The sequence below is a fragment of the Variovorax boronicumulans genome, assembly GCF_019352895.1.
In the GTDB taxonomy this organism is placed as follows: domain Bacteria; phylum Pseudomonadota; class Gammaproteobacteria; order Burkholderiales; family Burkholderiaceae_C; genus Variovorax; species Variovorax boronicumulans_A.
Genome location: NZ_JAAAFX010000004.1, coordinates 1116455 through 1132702, shown reverse-complemented (window position 1 = coordinate 1132702; position 16248 = coordinate 1116455). Strand labels below are relative to the sequence as shown.

Sequence of the window (16248 nt, the reverse complement as noted above, 5' to 3'; positions counted from 1 at the left end):
AAGGCCCTCGGGGGAGAGCCGTTGCTCTCGGGTCTAACCCTAGGTGTTCGCTAGGTGGAATCCACATCGACCTGACCGGAAGCTGACCAGACAATCTCCCGTTCGATTTGTTCGAGGAGACTGTTCGTGAAAATCAAAAGTCAACGCGACTTTTTTGCAGGGCTGATGTTCGCCGTGGTGGGCATCGCCTTCGCATGGGGTGCATCGACCTACAACGTCGGCAGCGGCGCCCGCATGGGCCCGGGCTACTTCCCGCTGATGCTGGGCATCGTCATGGCGCTGATCGGCCTGGGCATCATGTTCACCGGCCTGACGGTCGAGACCGAAGACGGTGAAAAGATCGGCAAGTGGGCCTGGAAGCAGGTGGTCTACATCATCGGCGCCAACCTGGCCTTCGGCATCCTGCTGGGCGGCCTGCCGAGCGTCGGCATCCCGGCCATGGGAATGATCATCGCCATCTATGCGCTGGTGATCATCTCCAGCCTGGCCGGCACCGAGTTCGATCTGAAGAAGGTGCTGGCCCTCGCGACCGTGCTGGCCGTCGGCAGCTACGTGGCTTTCATCTGGGCGCTCAAGCTGCAGATCCAGGTCTGGCCGACCTTCATCACGGCCTGAGGAACAAAAAATGGATCTGATCAACAACCTCTCGATCGGCTTCGGCGTCGCGTTCACTTTCACGAACCTGCTGTACTGCCTGGTCGGTTGCATTCTCGGCACGCTGATCGGCGTGCTCCCCGGCATCGGCCCGGTCGCGACCATCGCGATGCTGCTGCCCGCCACCTACGCGCTGCCCCCCGTGTCGGCGCTGATCATGCTGGCCGGCATCTACTACGGCGCGCAATACGGTGGCTCGACCACCGCCATCCTGGTCAACCTGCCGGGCGAATCGTCCTCGGTGGTGACCGTGATCGACGGCTACCAGATGGCGCGCAAGGGCAGGGCCGGACCGGCACTCGCCGCGGCCGGGCTGGGTTCCTTCTTCGCCGGCTGCGTGGGCACGCTGATCCTCGCGGCCTTCGCGCCGCCGCTGACCGAGATCGCCTTCAAGTTCGGCCCGGCCGAATATTTCTCGCTGATGATCCTGGGCCTGATCGGCGCCGTGGTGCTGGCTTCGGGCTCGCTGCTCAAGGCCATCGCGATGATCGTGCTGGGCCTGCTGCTGGGCCTGGTCGGCACCGACGTGAACTCGGGCGTGGCCCGCTTCAGCTTCGACATTCCTGAACTGACCGACGGCATCGGCTTCGTGGCCATCGCCATGGGCGTGTTCGGCTACGGCGAAATCATCGCCAACCTGTCGCGCCCCGAAGAAGAGCGTGAAGTGTTCACCGCCAAGGTGTCCGGCCTGTTCCCGACCAAGGAAGACTTCAAGCGCATGATCCCGGCCGTGCTGCGCGGCACGGCACTCGGTGCGGCCCTCGGCATCCTGCCCGGCGGCGGCGCGCTGCTGGCGGCTTTCGCGGCCTACACGATCGAGAAGAAGACCAAGCTGAAGCCGGGCGAAGTGCCCTTCGGCAAGGGCAACATCCGCGGCGTGGCCGCGCCCGAGTCGGCCAACAACGCCGGCGCGCAAACGTCGTTCATCCCGCTGCTGACGCTGGGCATCCCGCCCAACGCCGTGATGGCGCTGATGGTGGGTGCGATGACCATCCACAACATCCAGCCCGGCCCGCAGGTCATGACCAGCAACCCCGAACTGTTCTGGGGCCTGATCGCCTCGATGTGGATCGGCAACGCGATGCTGATCATCCTGAACCTGCCGCTGATCGGCATGTGGATCAAGCTGCTGTCGGTGCCCTACAAGTACCTGTTCCCGGCCATCGTGCTGTTCTGCGCGATCGGCGTGTACTCGACCAACAACAACACCTTCGACATCTGGATGGTGGGTGCCTTCGGCTTCATCGGCTATGCCTTCTTCAAGCTGGGCTGCGAACCCGCGCCGCTGCTGCTGGGCTTCATCCTGGGCCCGATGATGGAGGAGAACCTGCGCCGTGCGCTGCTGCTGTCGCGTGGCGACTGGAGCGTGTTCGTGAGCCGTCCGATCTCTGCCGGTCTGCTGGCCGCCGCGCTGCTGCTGCTGATCATCGTGCTGCTGCCGGCCGTGAAGTCCAAGCGCGAAGAGGCCTTCGTCGAGGATTGAGCGGGGAGGCTTTGCCCCTCCACAGGACGGCGCCTTCGGGCGCCGTTTTTTTTGCTTTGGAGCACCCGGCGTTCGCTCAGGGCCTGCCGCCGCGCGGCGGTTTCATGTGCTGCCTGGCCATGGCCAGGAAGGCCATCGCCGCCGGGCTCAGCGGATGCTTGGCCAGCCGGATGGCGACCACCGGGTATTCCAGCGTCGGGCGCGTCACGGCCACGGCGCGCAGGTTGCCCGGCATCAGCACTTCCACATAGCGCGGCAGCAGCGCCACGCCCGCACCCGCCTGGATCAGGCCGAAGGCCGTCGACAGCATCGACACGTGATGCACCACATGCGGGTACACGTTGGCCACGCTCGAGAGCTGGCGGCTGACCGCGCGCCACACGTTGGCATCGGGGTTGACGTGGATGAAGGGCAGCGGCTCGAGGTGCCTGGCATCGACCACCACGCGTTGCGCCAGCGGATGGTCGTCGCGCACGAACAGCGCCATGCGCTCGGTGAACAGCGGCTCGGTCGCCAGCTCGGAATGCTTCTGCCCGATGTCCGAGCCGAAACCCAGGTCGGCCTCCTGCGAAAGGATGCGCGAGATCATCTGCTCGGCCGTGCTGTCGAGCAGCGTCGCCGCGAGCGTGGGATGCGTCCGGGAAAAACGCCCCAGCACCGGCGGCAGCAGGGCGCCCGCCGTGAGATGGCCCACCGCCAGCACCACGCGTCCCTCGCGCAGTTGCGACTGCGAGCGGCAGGCCCCGACGGATTCGTCGATCAGGCGCAGCGCGCGCACGGCGGTTTCAACCATCACCTGGCCGGCGCTCGTCAGTTGGATGCGGCGGCCCCGCACCACCAGCGGCTGCCCCAGTTCCTGCTCCATGCGCTTGATCAGGTGGCTGATGGCGGGCTGCGTCAGCTGCAGGGCTTCCGCCGCCAGCGTGAAGCTGCCCGATTCGGCGACGGCCGCCAGCGCCCGCAACTGCTGCAGCGAGACCTCTTCCGTGGCGTTCTTTGTCATAAGCAGCGCTCATAGTTGAATAAGTGGAATTATCTGGCTTGATGCACGGGCGCTGCATAGCATGCGAGCTTTCCTCCACGGGGCCAGAATCAGCACCATGAAAAGAATCCAGTTCCTTCAAGGGGTGGCCATTGCGCTGTGCGTGGTCGCGTCGTCCGCCAGCCTGGCGCAGGGCTACCCGGCCAAGCCGATCCGGCTGATCGTGCCGTTCCCCGCGGCCGGTGCCACCGACCTGTTCGCACGCACGCTGTCGCAGAAGATGGGCGAGAAGCTCGGCACCACGATCGTGATCGACAACAAGCCGGGCGCCGGCGGCGCGATCGGCTCCGACCAGGCGGCCAAGGCCGCGCCCGACGGCTACACGCTGCTGCTGGCCACCACCAGCACGCATTCGATCGGCCCGGCCATCAACAAGCTGCCCTACGACACGGTGCGCGACTTCACGCCCATCGCGCACGTGGGCGATGCGCCCAGCATCATGCTGGTGCCCAACAGCTCGCCCGCGAAGACGGTGCGCGAGTGGATCGACTACGCGAAGAAGAACCCCGGCAAGCTCAACTACGCCTCGAGCGGCAACGGCACCATCGTCCAGCTGACGGCCGAGCTGTTCAAGTCGCAGGCCGGCGTGTTCGTCACGCACATCCCGTACAAGGGCACGGCGCTGGCCATTCCCGACCTGATCAGCGGCAAGGTCGATGTGCTCTTCGATTCCCTGCCCACCGGCATGCCGCACGTGCGCGACGGCCGGCTGCGCGCGCTGGGCGTGACCTCGCTCAAGCGCAGCCCGCTCGCACCCGATCTGCCGGCCATCGCCGACGTGCTGCCGGGCTTCGAGTCGAACACCTGGTTCGGGCTCTATGGCCCCAAGGGCCTGCCGGCCGAGATGGTGGCGCGCATCAACACCGCGGCCAACCAGTCGCTGGCTGACCCGGAGGTGCGCGACAAGCTCTCGCGCCTGGGCATCGAGCCGACGACCAGCACGCCGGCCGAACTGGCGAGCATGGTGGCGCAGGACGCCGCCAAGTGGAAAAAGATCATCACCGAACGCCGCATCGTCGGCGACTGAACCGACCGACCCAGCCTTGACCCTTCTCATGAAATTCGACTACGCCAATCCCTACCGCTCCACCCGCATCCCGGTCTTCGCACGCAACGTCGTCTCGACCTCCCATCCCCTCGCGGCCCAGGCCGGCCTGCGCATCCTGCAGCAGGGCGGCAACGCGGTCGATGCCGCGATCGCCACCGCAGCCGTGATGACGCTGGTCGAGCCGGTGAGCAACGGCCTGGGCAGCGACGCCTTCTGCATCCTGTGGGACGGCAAGGAACTGCATGGCCTGAACGCCTCGGGCTGCGCACCGCAGGCCTGGACGCCCGAGTACTTCCGGCGCAAGCACGGCGACGGCGCCGCCACGCCGCCGCAGCGCGGCATGGATTCGGTCACGGTGCCGGGCGCGGTCGGCGGCTGGGTCGCACTGTCGGAGCGTTTCGGCAAGCTGCCCTTCGAGGCGCTGATGGCGCCGGCCATCGAGGTCGCCGAGCGCGGCTACCTGGTGCCGCCCGTGGTACAGCAGAAGTGGGCCGCGGCCACGCCGATCCTGCAGAACCAACCCGGCTTCGCCCAGAGCTTCCTGCCCTGGGGCCGCGCGCCCGAGGTGGGTGAACTGTTCCGCTTCCCCGCCGCGGCGCGCGCGCTGCGTGCCATCGGCGCGACCCGTGGCGAGGCCTTCTACAGCGGCGAGATCGCCGAGGCGCTGGAGAAATTCTCCAATGCCAACGGCGGCAGCCTCAAGGTGCGCGACCTCGCGAACTGGAAGCCCGAATGGGTCACGCCGATCTCGCAGGACTACGCCGGCCACACGCTGCACGAGATCCCGCCCAGCGGGCAGGGCATCGCGGCGCTGATCGCGCTGGGCATCTTGAAGAACTTCGACCTGGCCTCGATGCCGGTCGACTCGGTGGCTTCGCAGCATCTGCAGATCGAAGCCATGAAGCTGGCCTTCGCCGACGTCTACCGTTATGTGTCGGAGCCCTCGTCGATGGAGACGACGCCCGCGCAAATGCTCGATGGCGCCTATCTGGCTTCGCGTGCCAAACTCATCGATGTGAACAAGGCACAAGATTTCAAGGCGGGCAACCCGGTCAAGGGCGGCACGATCTACCTCACGGCGGCCGACGAGAGCGGCATGATGGTGAGCTTCATCCAGAGCAACTACATGGGCTTCGGCTCGGGCTGCGTCGAACCCGACTTCGGCATCAGCCTGCAGAACCGCGGCCACGGCTTCAGCCTGGACGCGGCCAGCCCCAACGTCGCGGCACCGGGCAAGCGCCCCTTCCACACCATCATCCCGGCCTTCCTCACCAAGGACGGCCAGCCGGTCATGAGCTTCGGCGTGATGGGCGGCAACATGCAGCCGCAGGGCCACATGCAGACGCTGGTGCGCATGCTCGACCACGGCCAGAACCCGCAGGCGGCCTGCGATGCGCCGCGCTGGCGCTTCAACAGCGGGCTCGAGATCAACGCCGAGGCCGCGATGGATCCGCAGGTCCTGCAGGGGCTGAGCGCGCTGGGCCACAAAGTCGACGTGATCAACGACTCGTACCAGGACTTCGGTGCCGGCCAGTTCATCTGGCGCGCGGGCGATCCGGCGGTCGAAGGCTATGTGGCGGCGAGCGATCCGCGGCGCGACGGCCTTGCTGCAGGGTACTAGGACCACCCCGAAACGGCGCACTGCGTGTCGCCGTCTCCCCTCAAGGGGCCGCATTGGCTCTCCCCCGAGGAGCTCGCGCACTTCGTGTCGCGTCGCTCTTCCCCCTTCCGGGGGCGACACCGGCGGCCCGGCAAAGCCGGTTCCGCGGTGTCCCTGGAACTAAGAGAGTGCGCGCGAGAGAGAGAATTGGCGCTGTGTGCCCTTTGGGGCGACGCCAGCAGTCCGGCAGCGCCGGATCCGCGGTGTCTCTGGAATAAGAAAACTTGACCTCATCTACTGCTCCCTCGGCCACGGCCCCCAAATCGATCCGCACCGGCCTGATCCTCGCCACCTTCGGCGCCATCGCGTTCAGCGGCAAGGCGATCATCGTGAAGCTGGCCTACCGCCACAACGTGGACGCGGTCACGCTGATCATGCTGCGCATGCTGTTCGCGTTGCCGCTGTTCCTGGCGATGGCGTGGTGGGCGGGGCGGGGCAAGGCGGCGTTGACCTTGCGCGACTGGCTGGGGGTGATCGGGCTGGGCTTCTCGGGCTATTACCTGTCGAGCTTCCTCGACTTCGCCGGGCTGGCCTACATCACGGCCAGCCTGGAGCGGCTGATCCTGTACCTCAACCCCACGCTGGTGCTGCTGTTCGGCTGGATCGTCTACCGCCGCCGCATCGTGCGCCAGCAACTGATCGGCATGGCGATCAGCTACGCGGGCGTGCTGCTGGTGTTCGGCCACGAGGTGCAGCTGGGTCAGAGCAGCACCGCGGCCTGGGGCACGCTGCTGGTCTTCCTGAGTGCGGTGAGCTATGCGGTCTACCTCGTGGCGAGCGGCGAGTTCGTCAAGCGCCTGGGCTCGCTGCGGCTGGTCGGGCTGGCGACCAGCGTGGCCTGCGTGTTGTGCATCGCGCAGTTCCTGCTGCTGCGGCCGATCGACGTGGCGCTGAACGTGGCGCCCGAGGTGATCTGGCTGTCGGTGCTCAATGCGACGCTGTGCACGGCGGTGCCGGTGCTGGCCGTGATGATGGCGATCGAGCGCATCGGTGCGGCCATGGCGGCGCAGACCGGCATGGTCGGGCCGCTCTCGACTATTCTCATGGGCGTGGTGCTGCTCGGCGAACCTTTCACCGTCTGGATTGCGGCCGGCACCGTGCTGGTCATTACCGGAATTTTTGTCTTTACGCGTAGCGGGCGCTGAGCCCGCAGGAGAATTTGAATGGACCTCGGAATTGCAGGCAGGACGGCCCTGGTGTGCGGCGCGAGCAAGGGGCTGGGCCTGGGCTGTGCCGAAGCCCTGGTGCGCGAAGGCGTGAACGTGGTGGTGGTGGCGCGTGGCGCCGAAGTGCTGAACGCCGCGGCGGCGCAGCTCGAAGCCCTGGCTGCGGGCGTGGCGAACAAGCCCTTCGTCAAGGCCGTGGCGGCCGACATCACGACGCCCGAAGGCCGCGCCGCGGCTTTTGCCGCGCATGCGGACTACGACATCGTCGTGACCAACGCCGGCGGCCCGCCGCCCGGCGATTTCCGCGACTGGGACCGCGAAGCCTGGATCAAGGCGGTCGACGCCAACATGCTCACGCCGATCGAACTCATCAAGGCCACGGTCGACGGCATGGCCGCACGCGGCTACGGCCGCATCGTCAACATCACCTCGAGTTCGGTGAAGGCGCCGATCGACATCCTGGGCCTGTCCAACGGCGCGCGCAGCGGCCTGACCGGCTTCGTGGCGGGCGTGGCGCGCACGCCGATCGCGGCCAAGGGCGTGACGATCAACAACCTGCTGCCGGGCGCCTTCGACACCGACCGTCTCAAGGGCACCATGGCTGGCGCGGCGAAGAAGACCGGCCAGGACGTCGAGGTGCTGCGCGCGGCGCGCCAGAAGAACATTCCCGCCGGCCGTTTCGGCACCGCCGAGGAGTTCGGTGCCGTCTGCGCTTTCCTTTGCAGCCTGCAGGCCGGCTACATCACGGGCCAGAACGTGCTGACCGACGGCGGCGCGTACCCGGGCACCTACTAGGCCCGACGAAGGCGCGCATGAGCGGGCAGGCGTTCCGGCAGATCACCCTGGTGTCGGTCACCGGGCTGCCCGACGCGCGCGGCGCCGCGCTGGCGCTGCAGTGGAGCCTGCAGCAGATGCCGGGCGCGCGGGCCCTGCTGTGCTGCCCGCAGGCGCCGCCCGACCTGGCGCCCGGCATCGTGCACCTGGCGATCGCCCCGCTGAACTACCACGAGTACAGCTGGTTCATGATGTTCGCGCTCTGGCGCGTGGTGCAGAGCGAGTTCGCGCTGGTGGTGCAGGACGACGGCTGGGTCGTCGATGCCGCCCAGTGGCGCGACGATTTCCTGGACTGCGACTACATCGGCGCGCCGATCCACCTCGCGCGCATCGACGGGCCCGAGGGCACGGTCTGGCGCACCTCCTTCGACTGGGTGCGGGAACTGCAGCAGCCCGAGCTCGCCGTCACGCCGGTCCAGAACGGCGGCTTCAGCCTGCGCAGCCGGCGCTTCATGCAGGCGCTGGTCGACCATCCGCAGATCCGCGTGGAGATCCCGCCGCCCGATGCGGTGGGGGGTGACCCGCTTCGGATGCACTGGCATCACAACGCGCTGCTGGAAGACGTGCAGCTCAGCGGCGTGCTGCGCCCTGCGCTCGAGGCCGTCGGCCTGCGCTTCGCGCCGCTGGCGCTGGCGCGCGACTTCGCCATCGAGCATGCAGGGCCGCAACTGCACCATGGCTACGACCCGATGCGGCTGTTCGGCCACCATGCGCGGGTGCGCCAGCTGGTGTCGCTGGCGCCGCTCACGCTGCGCTCGCAGATTCCGCTGTCGCAGCTCGACCACTGGTACGGCGAGCGCGAGATCCTGCAGATGTTCGAGCGCAGGGGCTACCGCATCGAGTTCGCGCCAGAGCCGCCACCGGCCTGACAGGGCAATGTCCTGCGCCCTCGGGGCCAGGCCAAACGTGGCACGATGCGCCTCTCTTTTCTGCGTGTGGAGATAGCAACGATGTTGAGCAAAGCCGTCCGTATCGACCGCCATGGCGGTCCCGAAGAATTGAAGATCGTCGAGGTCGACGTCGGCGAGCCCGGCCCCGGTGAGATCCGCATCCGCCACCAGGCCGTGGGCCTGAACTTCATCGACACCTACCAGCGCAGCGGCCTGTACCCCTTCGCGATGCCGCTGCAGCTGGGCATGGAAGCCTCCGGCATCGTCGAGGCGGTGGGCGCGGGCGTGACGCACCTCCAGGTCGGCGATCGCGCTGCCTACGCCAGCCCGCCACCGGGCGCGTACTGCGAGCTGCGCGTGCTGCCCGCCAAGAACGTCTGCCGGCTGCCCGACGCGATCTCCTTCGAGACCGGCGCGGCCATGATGCTCAAGGGCCTGACCACGCAGTACCTGCTGAAGAAGACGCTGCCGGCCGAAGGCCTGCAGCCCGGCGATTTCGTCCTGTTCCATGCGGCCGCGGGCGGCGTGGGCCTGATCGCCTGCCAATGGGCCAAGGCGCTGGGCCTGCAGCTGATCGGCACGGCCGGCAGCGATGCCAAGTGCCAGCTCGCGCTCGAACACGGCGCGGCGCACGCGATCAACTACAGCACCGAGAACTTTGCGGCGCGGGTGAAGGAGATCACCGGCGGCAAGGGCGTGAAGGTGGTCTACGACTCGGTGGGAAAGGACACCTACGAAGGCTCGCTCGACTGCCTGCGGCCCTTCGGCCTGCTGGCGGTGTTCGGCAACGGTTCGGGCCCGGTGCCGCCGATCAACCTGGGCACGCTGGCCTCCAAGGGCTCGCTCTACGTCACGCGGCCCACGTTGTTCACCCACATGTCCTCGCGCGAGGCCACCCAGGCCATGGCCGACGACCTGTTCGCGGTGGTGCAGAGCGGCGCGGTGAAGATCCCGATCGCCCAGCGCTACGCGCTGGAAGACGTGCAGCAGGCACACCGCGACCTCGAGGCACGCAAGACCACCGGCTGCACCATCCTCACGCTGTAGCCGCCGTATCCTGCCGCGCGATCTCGCGCACCAGCCGCCACACCCGCTGCGCCAGCGGCGAGGGCGCGCGGTTGCGCCGGTGCACCAGCATCACCTGGCGCTGCACCCGCGGCGTCAGCGGCAATGCGACCAGCGCGCCCAGCCCCTGCGGCGGCACGGCCAGCGCGGGCATCACGCTGATGCCGATGCCGGCCTCGACCATGCGGAACACCGTGGTCGGGTGGCCCAGCTGCTGCGCCACCTCGGCCTGCACGCCATGCGCGAGCAGCGCCTCGTCGATCAGACGGCGGCTGCCCGAGGCATGGTCGAGCAGCACCAGCGCGTGGCCGCGCAGCATCGACCAGCGCACGCTGCGGTGCCCCGCCAGCGCATGGCCGCGTGGCACCACCAGCACGAAGGGGTCGTCGAGGATGGTCTCGGTCTGCAGGTCCTCGGCCGCCGAGGGCTCGATCACCACGCCGAAGTCGACCTCGCCGCTGCGCACGCTGTCGAGCACGTCCTGCTGGATGCGGTCGAGCAGCACCAGCTGGATCTCGGGCTCCTGGCGTGCGCAGGCCGCGATGCAGGCCGGCATGAGCTGGGCCGACAGCGTGGGGCTGCTGGCCACGCGCACCTTGCCGCGTCGCGCATGGGCCATGCCCTGCACGTCGAGCAGGGTCTGGTCGAGCTCGTCGAGCACCCGGCCCAGGCGCGCGGCCAGCGACTGGCCGGCCTCGGTCAGCACCACCTCGCGCGTGGTGCGGTCGAGCAGCTTCAGGCCCAGCTGCGTTTCGAGTTCGAGGATCGAGCGGCTCACCGCGGGCTGGGTGAGCGCGATCGCATCGCCGGCACGGCTGAAATTGCGCTCCTCGGCCACCGCCAGGAACACGCGGAGCTGGCGCAGGCTGATGTTCATGAGGAGAAATCATATATCCATCAGATAAATCCATTTCTCATTTGAGCCGAACCCGGGCCCAATCGCGCCATGGCCCGATCACGCTTCCTCCCCGACAACTTCACCCTCGCCCTGGTCACGACCGTGGCGCTCGCTTCGCTGCTGCCCGCTGCCGGCCGCACGGCGCACTTCTTCGAGGGCCTCACGACGGTGGCCATCGGCCTGCTGTTCTTCCTGCATGGCGCCAAGCTGCCGCGCGAGGCCATCGTGGCCGGCGTGGGCCACTGGCGGTTGCACCTGCTGGTGTTCCTCAGCACCTTCGTGCTGTTCCCGCTGCTCGGGCTCGCGCTGCGGCCCGTGCTGCAGCCGCTGGTGACGCCCGAGCTCTACACCGGCGTGCTGTACCTGTGCGTGCTGCCGGCCACGGTGCAGTCGGCCATCGCCTTCACCTCGCTGGCGCGCGGCAACGTGCCGGCGGCGGTCTGCAGCGCCTCGGCCTCGACCCTGCTGGGCGTGTTCGTCACGCCGCTGCTGGTGAACCTGCTGGTGGTCTCGGGCGGCGCCGCGTCTTCTTCGCTCGATGCCATCGGCCGCATCCTGCTGCAACTCATGGTGCCCTTCGTCGTCGGCCACCTGCTGCGGCCCTGGATCGGCGCCTGGATCAAGCAGCGCGCCTCGGTGCTGAGCTTCGTCGACCGCGGTTCGATCCTGCTGGTGGTCTACACCGCCTTCAGCGCGGCCGTGATCGAAGGCCTGTGGCGCCAAGTGCCGCTGAGCGCGCTGGCCGGGCTGTTCGTGGTCTGCGCGGTGCTGCTGGCGCTGGCGCTGTTCGCCACCACCTGGACCGCGCGCAAGCTGGGCTTCGACAAGGCCGACGAGGTCACGATCGTGTTCTGCGGCTCCAAGAAGAGCCTGGCCAGCGGCATCCCGATGGCGCACGTGCTGTTCGCCTCGGGCGCGGTGGGCGCCATCGTGCTGCCGCTGATGCTGTTCCACCAGATGCAGCTGATGGTGTGTGCGGTGCTGGCGCAGCGCTATGCGCGCCGGCCGGCCGACGAGGCCGTGGAAGCGGCCGCGGCCCGCGCCGCCTGATCCGTTCTCAGGATTCCTTGACCGGCGTGAGCTGCGCCTCGCGCAACCGGTTGGGTGCCAGCGCGCCGGCCGAGTCGAGGATCGGGTAGGCGATCGAGCAGATGTGCGAATTGATGCGCTTCAGGTCGCTGATCAGGTCGATGTGCAGCGAGCTGGTCTCCATGCTCGGCGTGGTGCGGTCCATGAGCCGGGTCAGGTGGGTGTTGGCGTAGGCGCGCTCGAGGTCGCGGAAGCGCGCCTTCTCTTCGAGCAGCTTCTGCGCATCGCGCACGTTGCCGTTCAGGAACACGCTCATGCCCAGCCGCAGGTTCGCCACCAGGCGCTCGTGCAGCTCGACGATCTCGGCCATGCCGGCCTCGGAGAAGTTGCGCTGCGGCTTGATCTTCTTGTCCTCGATGTCGATGATCACGCGCTCGATGATGTCGCCCACCTGCTCCATGTTGATGGTGAAGCTGATGATGTCGGTCCAGCGCTTGCTCTCTTCCTCGCCCAGCGCCTCGCGCGAGATCTTGGTGAGGTAGTACTTGATGTCGGAGTAGAGCCGGTCCACCACGTCGTCGAGCTTGCGCAGTTCGTCGGCCAGCCGCAGGTCGTTGTTGCGGATCACGTTGAGCATGCCGATCAGCATGGTCTCGACGATGTCGGCCTGGTGCAGCGCCTCGCGCGCCGCGTTGGAGATGGCCAGCGTGGGCGTGGACAGCGCCGAGGGGTCCAGGTGCTGCGGCCGCGCGGTGGTCGAGCCTTCCTGAGGCACCGGCAGCAGCTTCTTCACCAGCCGCGCCACCCAGTCGGTCAGGCCGATGAAGCCGATGCTCACCACGACGTTGAAGGCCAGGTGGTAGAGCACCACCAGCTGCGTCGCATCGGACACGTAGGCCCGCACGTGCGTCAGGTACAGCCCGACGAAGGGCGCCGCGACGGCCACGCCCATCAGCTTGAACAGCAGGTTGCCGACCGTCACCTGCCGCACCGACATCTCGGACTTGGCGGTGGTCAGCACCGCGAGGATGCCGCTGCCCAGGTTGGCACCCAGCACCAGGCCCAGCGCCACGTCGAGCGGCACCACGGCCGAGGTCGCCATCGCGGCCACCAGCAGCACCACGGCCAGGCTCGAATAGGCCACCACGGCGAGCGCCGCGCCGATGGTGATCTCGAGCAGGATGTCGCTGCTGATCGACACCAGGATCGCACGCATGGCCGGCGAGTCGAACAGCGGGCCAGTGGCCTGCACCACCAGTTGCAGTGCCAGCAGCATCAGGCCCAGGCCGATCAGGATGCGGCCGAAGCGCCCGGCGGCGCTCGCGGGCCGGGTGATGGAGAAGACCACGCCGGTGAAGATAAACAGCGGTGACAGCCAGGAGAGGTCGGTCGAGAACAGCACCGACATCAGCGCCGTGCCCACGTCGGCGCCGCGCATCACGGCCAGCGCGGCCGGCAGCGCGATCAGGCCCTGGCCCACGAAGGACGAGGTCATGAGCGAGGTGGCCGTGCTCGACTGCACCAGCGCCGTCACGCCGATGCCCGACAGTGCCGCCGTGAAACGGTTGCGCATGCTGCGCGCGAGCAGGGTACGGAGGTTGGCGCCGAACACGCGCAGCACGCCCGTACGGACCAGGTGGGTGCCCCAGACGAGGAGTGCGACTGCTGCCAGCAGGTTCAGCAGATGTTTCATGGGCGGCGGATGGCTTTCTCTTCTTTGTTGTTCAGTGAGCCTCTATTGTCAACACGGGATGTGCGGCAAGGCGTCAGCGAGGGACGCCGGGTTCAGTCGATCAAGGCCCCATTCTCATGGAAAGGGTAGGGACCTTCAAATTCGCCCGATGCGGCCAGGTGCGTGACCAGCCGTTCGCCGTCCCACGCATGCACGCGGAAGCCCGGCGGCTCGAGGCCCCAGGAGGAGGGCGCCTGCGGGTCGAGATCGAGCGTGACCTGGTGGCCCGGTGCCGGCGAGGTCGAGGCGATGGTGCCGCCGAAGCGCACGTCGATCGTGCGGTGCAGGTGGCCGCAGATCACGCGCTCGACGTTGGGATGGCGCGCCACCAGTGCTTCGAGCTCGGCCCGGCCCTCGAGCAGGCCGATGTCGTCCATGTGGCCGATCAGCGTGCGGAAGGGCGGATGGTGCATCGCGATGACCACCGGCTCGCCCTTGCAGGCCGCGAGCTGCGCTTCGAGCCAGGCCAGGCGCTCGGCGTCGAGCGTGCCGTGGCTGTGGCCGGGCACGCAGGTGTCGAGCGTGAGCAGGCGCAGCGCACCGACCTTCACGCTGTACTGCACGAACTCGCCGATCGCACCGAGGTAGCTGTGGCCGGGGAAGCTGCGGCGCAATTGGTCGCGGTCGTCGTGGTTGCCGGGCATCAGGTAGACCGGCATGGTCAGCGGCGCCAGCAGCTCGGCCATGTGCGCGTACTCGGCCGCGCGCCCGAAGTCGCTGAGGTCGCCGGTGATCACCACCGCATCGGGCGCCTGGCGCAGGCGCAGCACGCTCTGCACCGCGCGCTTCAGGTAGGGCGCGGTGTCGATCCGGCCGTAGGCCAGGCGGCCCGGTTCACGGATGTGGAGATCGGTCAGTTGAACGAGAACGGTGTAGGTCATGCGCTGACCTCCTCCTGCGAGGTCATGAGGCGGTGGGGTTGGACACGGATGCCGATGGCATCGCCGGCGTTGAAGGGCGTGTCTCGCACCGCGTCGGCCAGCAGGCCCGGCTGGTCGGCCAGGCTCAGGCGCAGCTGCACGCGGTCGCCGAGGAAGGTGCGCTGTTCGACGCGGGCGGTGCCCCAGCCGGCCTGGCCGGGCGCGCCGATCTCGACGTCTTCGGGGCGCAGCAGCAGGGTCGGGTGGTTCATCCAGTCGGCAGGGCATGCAATGGTCGTGCCGCCGAAGGCGAGCACGCCCTGCGCGATGGCCTGCGCCGAACGCTCGAGCCGGTTCACCCGGCCCAGGAACTCGGCCACGAAGGGATGGCTGGGCGCGCGGTAGAGGTCTTCGCCGCGGCCGATCTGCACGATGCGGCCGGCGCGCATCACGGCCAGCCGGTCGGCGATGGCCATGGCTTCCTGCTGGTCGTGCGTGACGTGGATGGCCGTGATGTGCAGCCGGCGCAGCAGCTCGGCCAGCTCGTCGCGCAGCGACTCCTTGAGCTTGGCGTCGAGCGCGGCCAGCGGCTCGTCGAGCAGCAGCACGCGCGGGCGCACGGCCACGGCGCGGGCCAGGGCCACGCGCTGGCGCTGGCCGCCCGAGAGTTCGGCCGGGCGCTTGTTCTCCAGGCCCGTGAGGCGCGTGAGTTCGACCAGTTCGCCCACCGTGCGGCGCTCGTCGGCCGCGCTCACGCCGCGGATGCGCAGGCCGTAGCCGATGTTGGCGGCGACGCTCAGCTGCGGGAACAGCGCGTAGCTCTGGAACACCATGCCCACGCCGCGCTGCTCGACGGGCTTGTTCGTCACGTCCTGGTCGCCGAAGCGGATGCGGCCGCCCGCGTCCAGCGTCTCGAGGCCGGCGATCAGGCGCAGCAGCGTGGTCTTGCCGCAGCCCGAGGGGCCGAGCAGCGCGAGCACTTCGCCCGGCTCGACATGGAGGTGCGTGGGTTGCAGGCCGCGGGTGCCGTCGGCGTAGGTCTTGGCGACGTTCTCGACGTCGACCGGGATGCGTTCAAGTTCCATAGCGTTTCTGCATGAGATGGGCGAGGGACTGCAGGCCCCACAGCACCGGGAGAATGACGATGAAGAAGACCAGCGTGTAGGCCGAGCCGACTTCGATGCGCATCGAGGCGTAGCTGTCGGCCAGGCCCACGGGCAGCGTGCGCGTGAGCGGCGTGTGCAGCATCCAGGTCAGGTTGAATTCGCCGACCGAGAGCGTGAAGACCATCAGGCTGCCCGCGACGATGGCCGGGAACACCGCCGGCACCAGCACGCCGAGGAAGCGTTGGGGAAAGCTCGCGCCCAGCGTGCGCGCGGCTTCTTCCAGTGCGACCAGGTCGTTGCGCTGGAAGGCCGAGGCCACGGTGCGCACCATGAAGGGCAGGGTGAAGACGATGTGGCCGACCAGGATGAAGGCGAAGCTCTGGCGGAAGGCCGTGATCTGGCCGTAGGCCAGGATCAGCGCCAGCGCGGTCGCCAGGCCCGGCACCGCCACCGGCAGCGTGAGCAGCTCCTCGAAGATGCGTGCGGTGCGCGAGCGGCTGCGCGCCAGCGCGTAGGCGCAGGGCACGCCGAGCACGACGGTGCCCGCGACGCAGACCAGCGCCAGCGCGAGCGACCAGCCGACGGTGCCGCCGTAGACCTCCCACACCTCGCCGAGCCAGCGGGTCGTGAGGCCGCTCTTGAGGCCCACGCTGTAGTTGTTGACCAGGCCCGCCATTACCGACAGCAGCATCGGCGCGATCATGAAGAAGCTCACGATGGCCGTCACCGCGAACAGGAAGGGCGCCTTGGGTTGCGTGTTCTTTCGCATGCTTGCTCCTCG

At 68.3% G+C, this 16248-nt stretch carries 15 protein-coding genes; 9 read left to right on the top strand and 6 right to left on the bottom strand.

What is annotated here, in order from left to right; genetic code table 11:
* Positions 1-126: 126 nt before the first annotated feature.
* Positions 127-615: a tripartite tricarboxylate transporter TctB family protein gene (locus K0H49_RS06780; protein ID WP_219210547.1), complete on the top strand. Its 489-nt coding sequence runs from the start codon at positions 127-129 to the stop codon at positions 613-615.
* Between the two features lie 10 nt (positions 616-625).
* Complete coding sequence (locus K0H49_RS06775; protein WP_219210545.1) at positions 626-2137, top strand: tripartite tricarboxylate transporter permease; 1512 nt, start codon at positions 626-628, stop codon at positions 2135-2137.
* Positions 2138-2213: 76 nt separating this feature from the next.
* Here the strand turns inward: K0H49_RS06775 and K0H49_RS06770 are convergent, their stop codons facing one another.
* On the bottom strand, positions 2214-3140 hold the full coding sequence (locus K0H49_RS06770; RefSeq protein WP_219210543.1) for a LysR family transcriptional regulator: 927 nt from the start codon (positions 3138-3140) through the stop codon (positions 2214-2216).
* Positions 3141-3237: 97 nt separating this feature from the next.
* Here K0H49_RS06770 and K0H49_RS06765 point away from each other — a divergent pair, with 97 nt between their 5' ends.
* From K0H49_RS06765 to K0H49_RS06740, 6 genes are all read left to right on the top strand, one after another.
* A complete protein-coding gene (locus K0H49_RS06765; protein ID WP_219210541.1) occupies positions 3238-4206 on the top strand; it encodes a Bug family tripartite tricarboxylate transporter substrate binding protein in 969 nt (322 codons plus the stop codon).
* A 28-nt stretch (positions 4207-4234) separates the two neighbouring features.
* Positions 4235-5848, top strand: coding sequence for a gamma-glutamyltransferase family protein (locus tag K0H49_RS06760; protein WP_219210539.1), 1614 nt, complete (start codon positions 4235-4237; stop codon positions 5846-5848).
* 263 nt (positions 5849-6111) lie between these two features.
* The gene (locus K0H49_RS06755; RefSeq protein ID WP_219210537.1) at positions 6112-7032 is read left to right on the top strand and encodes a DMT family transporter; all 921 of its coding nucleotides are present in this window, start codon (positions 6112-6114) and stop codon (positions 7030-7032) included.
* A gap of 18 nt (positions 7033-7050) precedes the next feature.
* Positions 7051-7848 (top strand): SDR family oxidoreductase, encoded by a 798-nt coding sequence (locus tag K0H49_RS06750; RefSeq protein WP_219210535.1) that lies wholly within the window; start codon positions 7051-7053, stop codon positions 7846-7848.
* A gap of 17 nt (positions 7849-7865) precedes the next feature.
* On the top strand, positions 7866-8756 hold the full coding sequence (locus K0H49_RS06745) for a DUF5672 family protein (RefSeq protein WP_219210534.1): 891 nt from the start codon (positions 7866-7868) through the stop codon (positions 8754-8756).
* A gap of 81 nt (positions 8757-8837) precedes the next feature.
* Entirely contained in the window at positions 8838-9824 is a 987-nt protein-coding gene (locus K0H49_RS06740) for a quinone oxidoreductase family protein (RefSeq protein ID WP_219210533.1), read from the top strand.
* Here K0H49_RS06740 and K0H49_RS06735 read toward each other — a convergent pair.
* Positions 9814-10719 (bottom strand): LysR family transcriptional regulator, encoded by a 906-nt coding sequence (locus K0H49_RS06735; protein WP_219210532.1) that lies wholly within the window; start codon positions 10717-10719, stop codon positions 9814-9816. The two genes, K0H49_RS06740 and K0H49_RS06735, sit on opposite strands and share 11 nt — an antisense overlap.
* 69 nt (positions 10720-10788) lie before the next feature.
* Here K0H49_RS06735 and K0H49_RS06730 point away from each other — a divergent pair, with 69 nt between their 5' ends.
* Complete coding sequence (locus tag K0H49_RS06730; RefSeq protein ID WP_219210531.1) at positions 10789-11790, top strand: bile acid:sodium symporter family protein; 1002 nt, start codon at positions 10789-10791, stop codon at positions 11788-11790.
* A gap of 7 nt (positions 11791-11797) precedes the next feature.
* Here the strand turns inward: K0H49_RS06730 and K0H49_RS06725 are convergent, their stop codons facing one another.
* From K0H49_RS06725 to K0H49_RS06710, 4 genes are all read right to left on the bottom strand, one after another.
* Complete coding sequence (locus K0H49_RS06725) at positions 11798-13462, bottom strand: Na/Pi cotransporter family protein (RefSeq protein ID WP_219210530.1); 1665 nt, start codon at positions 13460-13462, stop codon at positions 11798-11800.
* Between the two features lie 92 nt (positions 13463-13554).
* Positions 13555-14382 (bottom strand): phosphodiesterase, encoded by an 828-nt coding sequence (locus K0H49_RS06720; RefSeq protein ID WP_219210528.1) that lies wholly within the window; start codon positions 14380-14382, stop codon positions 13555-13557.
* Positions 14379-15446, bottom strand: coding sequence for an ABC transporter ATP-binding protein (locus tag K0H49_RS06715; RefSeq protein ID WP_219210526.1), 1068 nt, complete (start codon positions 15444-15446; stop codon positions 14379-14381). Before K0H49_RS06715 ends, K0H49_RS06720 begins: the two co-directional genes overlap by 4 nt.
* Complete coding sequence (locus K0H49_RS06710) at positions 15436-16236, bottom strand: ABC transporter permease (RefSeq protein ID WP_219210524.1); 801 nt, start codon at positions 16234-16236, stop codon at positions 15436-15438. Before K0H49_RS06710 ends, K0H49_RS06715 begins: the two co-directional genes overlap by 11 nt.
* Positions 16237-16248: the final 12 nt, after the last annotated feature.

What these genes read in the sequence shown, in the direction of transcription:
- K0H49_RS06775 (WP_219210545.1), top strand. Translation starts at nt 626, where the DNA reads ATGGATCTGATCAACAACCTCTCGATCGGCTTCGGCGTCGCGTTCACT.
- K0H49_RS06770 (WP_219210543.1), bottom strand. Translation starts at nt 3,140, where the DNA reads ATGACAAAGAACGCCACGGAAGAGGTCTCGCTGCAGCAGTTGCGGGCG.
- K0H49_RS06765 (WP_219210541.1), top strand. Translation starts at nt 3,238, where the DNA reads ATGAAAAGAATCCAGTTCCTTCAAGGGGTGGCCATTGCGCTGTGCGTG.
- K0H49_RS06760 (WP_219210539.1), top strand. Translation starts at nt 4,235, where the DNA reads ATGAAATTCGACTACGCCAATCCCTACCGCTCCACCCGCATCCCGGTC.
- K0H49_RS06750 (WP_219210535.1), top strand. Translation starts at nt 7,051, where the DNA reads ATGGACCTCGGAATTGCAGGCAGGACGGCCCTGGTGTGCGGCGCGAGC.
- K0H49_RS06745 (WP_219210534.1), top strand. Translation starts at nt 7,866, where the DNA reads ATGAGCGGGCAGGCGTTCCGGCAGATCACCCTGGTGTCGGTCACCGGG.
- K0H49_RS06740 (WP_219210533.1), top strand. Translation starts at nt 8,838, where the DNA reads ATGTTGAGCAAAGCCGTCCGTATCGACCGCCATGGCGGTCCCGAAGAA.
- K0H49_RS06735 (WP_219210532.1), bottom strand. Translation starts at nt 10,719, where the DNA reads ATGAACATCAGCCTGCGCCAGCTCCGCGTGTTCCTGGCGGTGGCCGAG.
- K0H49_RS06730 (WP_219210531.1), top strand. Translation starts at nt 10,789, where the DNA reads ATGGCCCGATCACGCTTCCTCCCCGACAACTTCACCCTCGCCCTGGTC.
- K0H49_RS06725 (WP_219210530.1), bottom strand. Translation starts at nt 13,462, where the DNA reads ATGAAACATCTGCTGAACCTGCTGGCAGCAGTCGCACTCCTCGTCTGG.
- K0H49_RS06720 (WP_219210528.1), bottom strand. Translation starts at nt 14,382, where the DNA reads ATGACCTACACCGTTCTCGTTCAACTGACCGATCTCCACATCCGTGAA.
- K0H49_RS06715 (WP_219210526.1), bottom strand. Translation starts at nt 15,446, where the DNA reads ATGGAACTTGAACGCATCCCGGTCGACGTCGAGAACGTCGCCAAGACC.
- K0H49_RS06710 (WP_219210524.1), bottom strand. Translation starts at nt 16,236, where the DNA reads ATGCGAAAGAACACGCAACCCAAGGCGCCCTTCCTGTTCGCGGTGACG.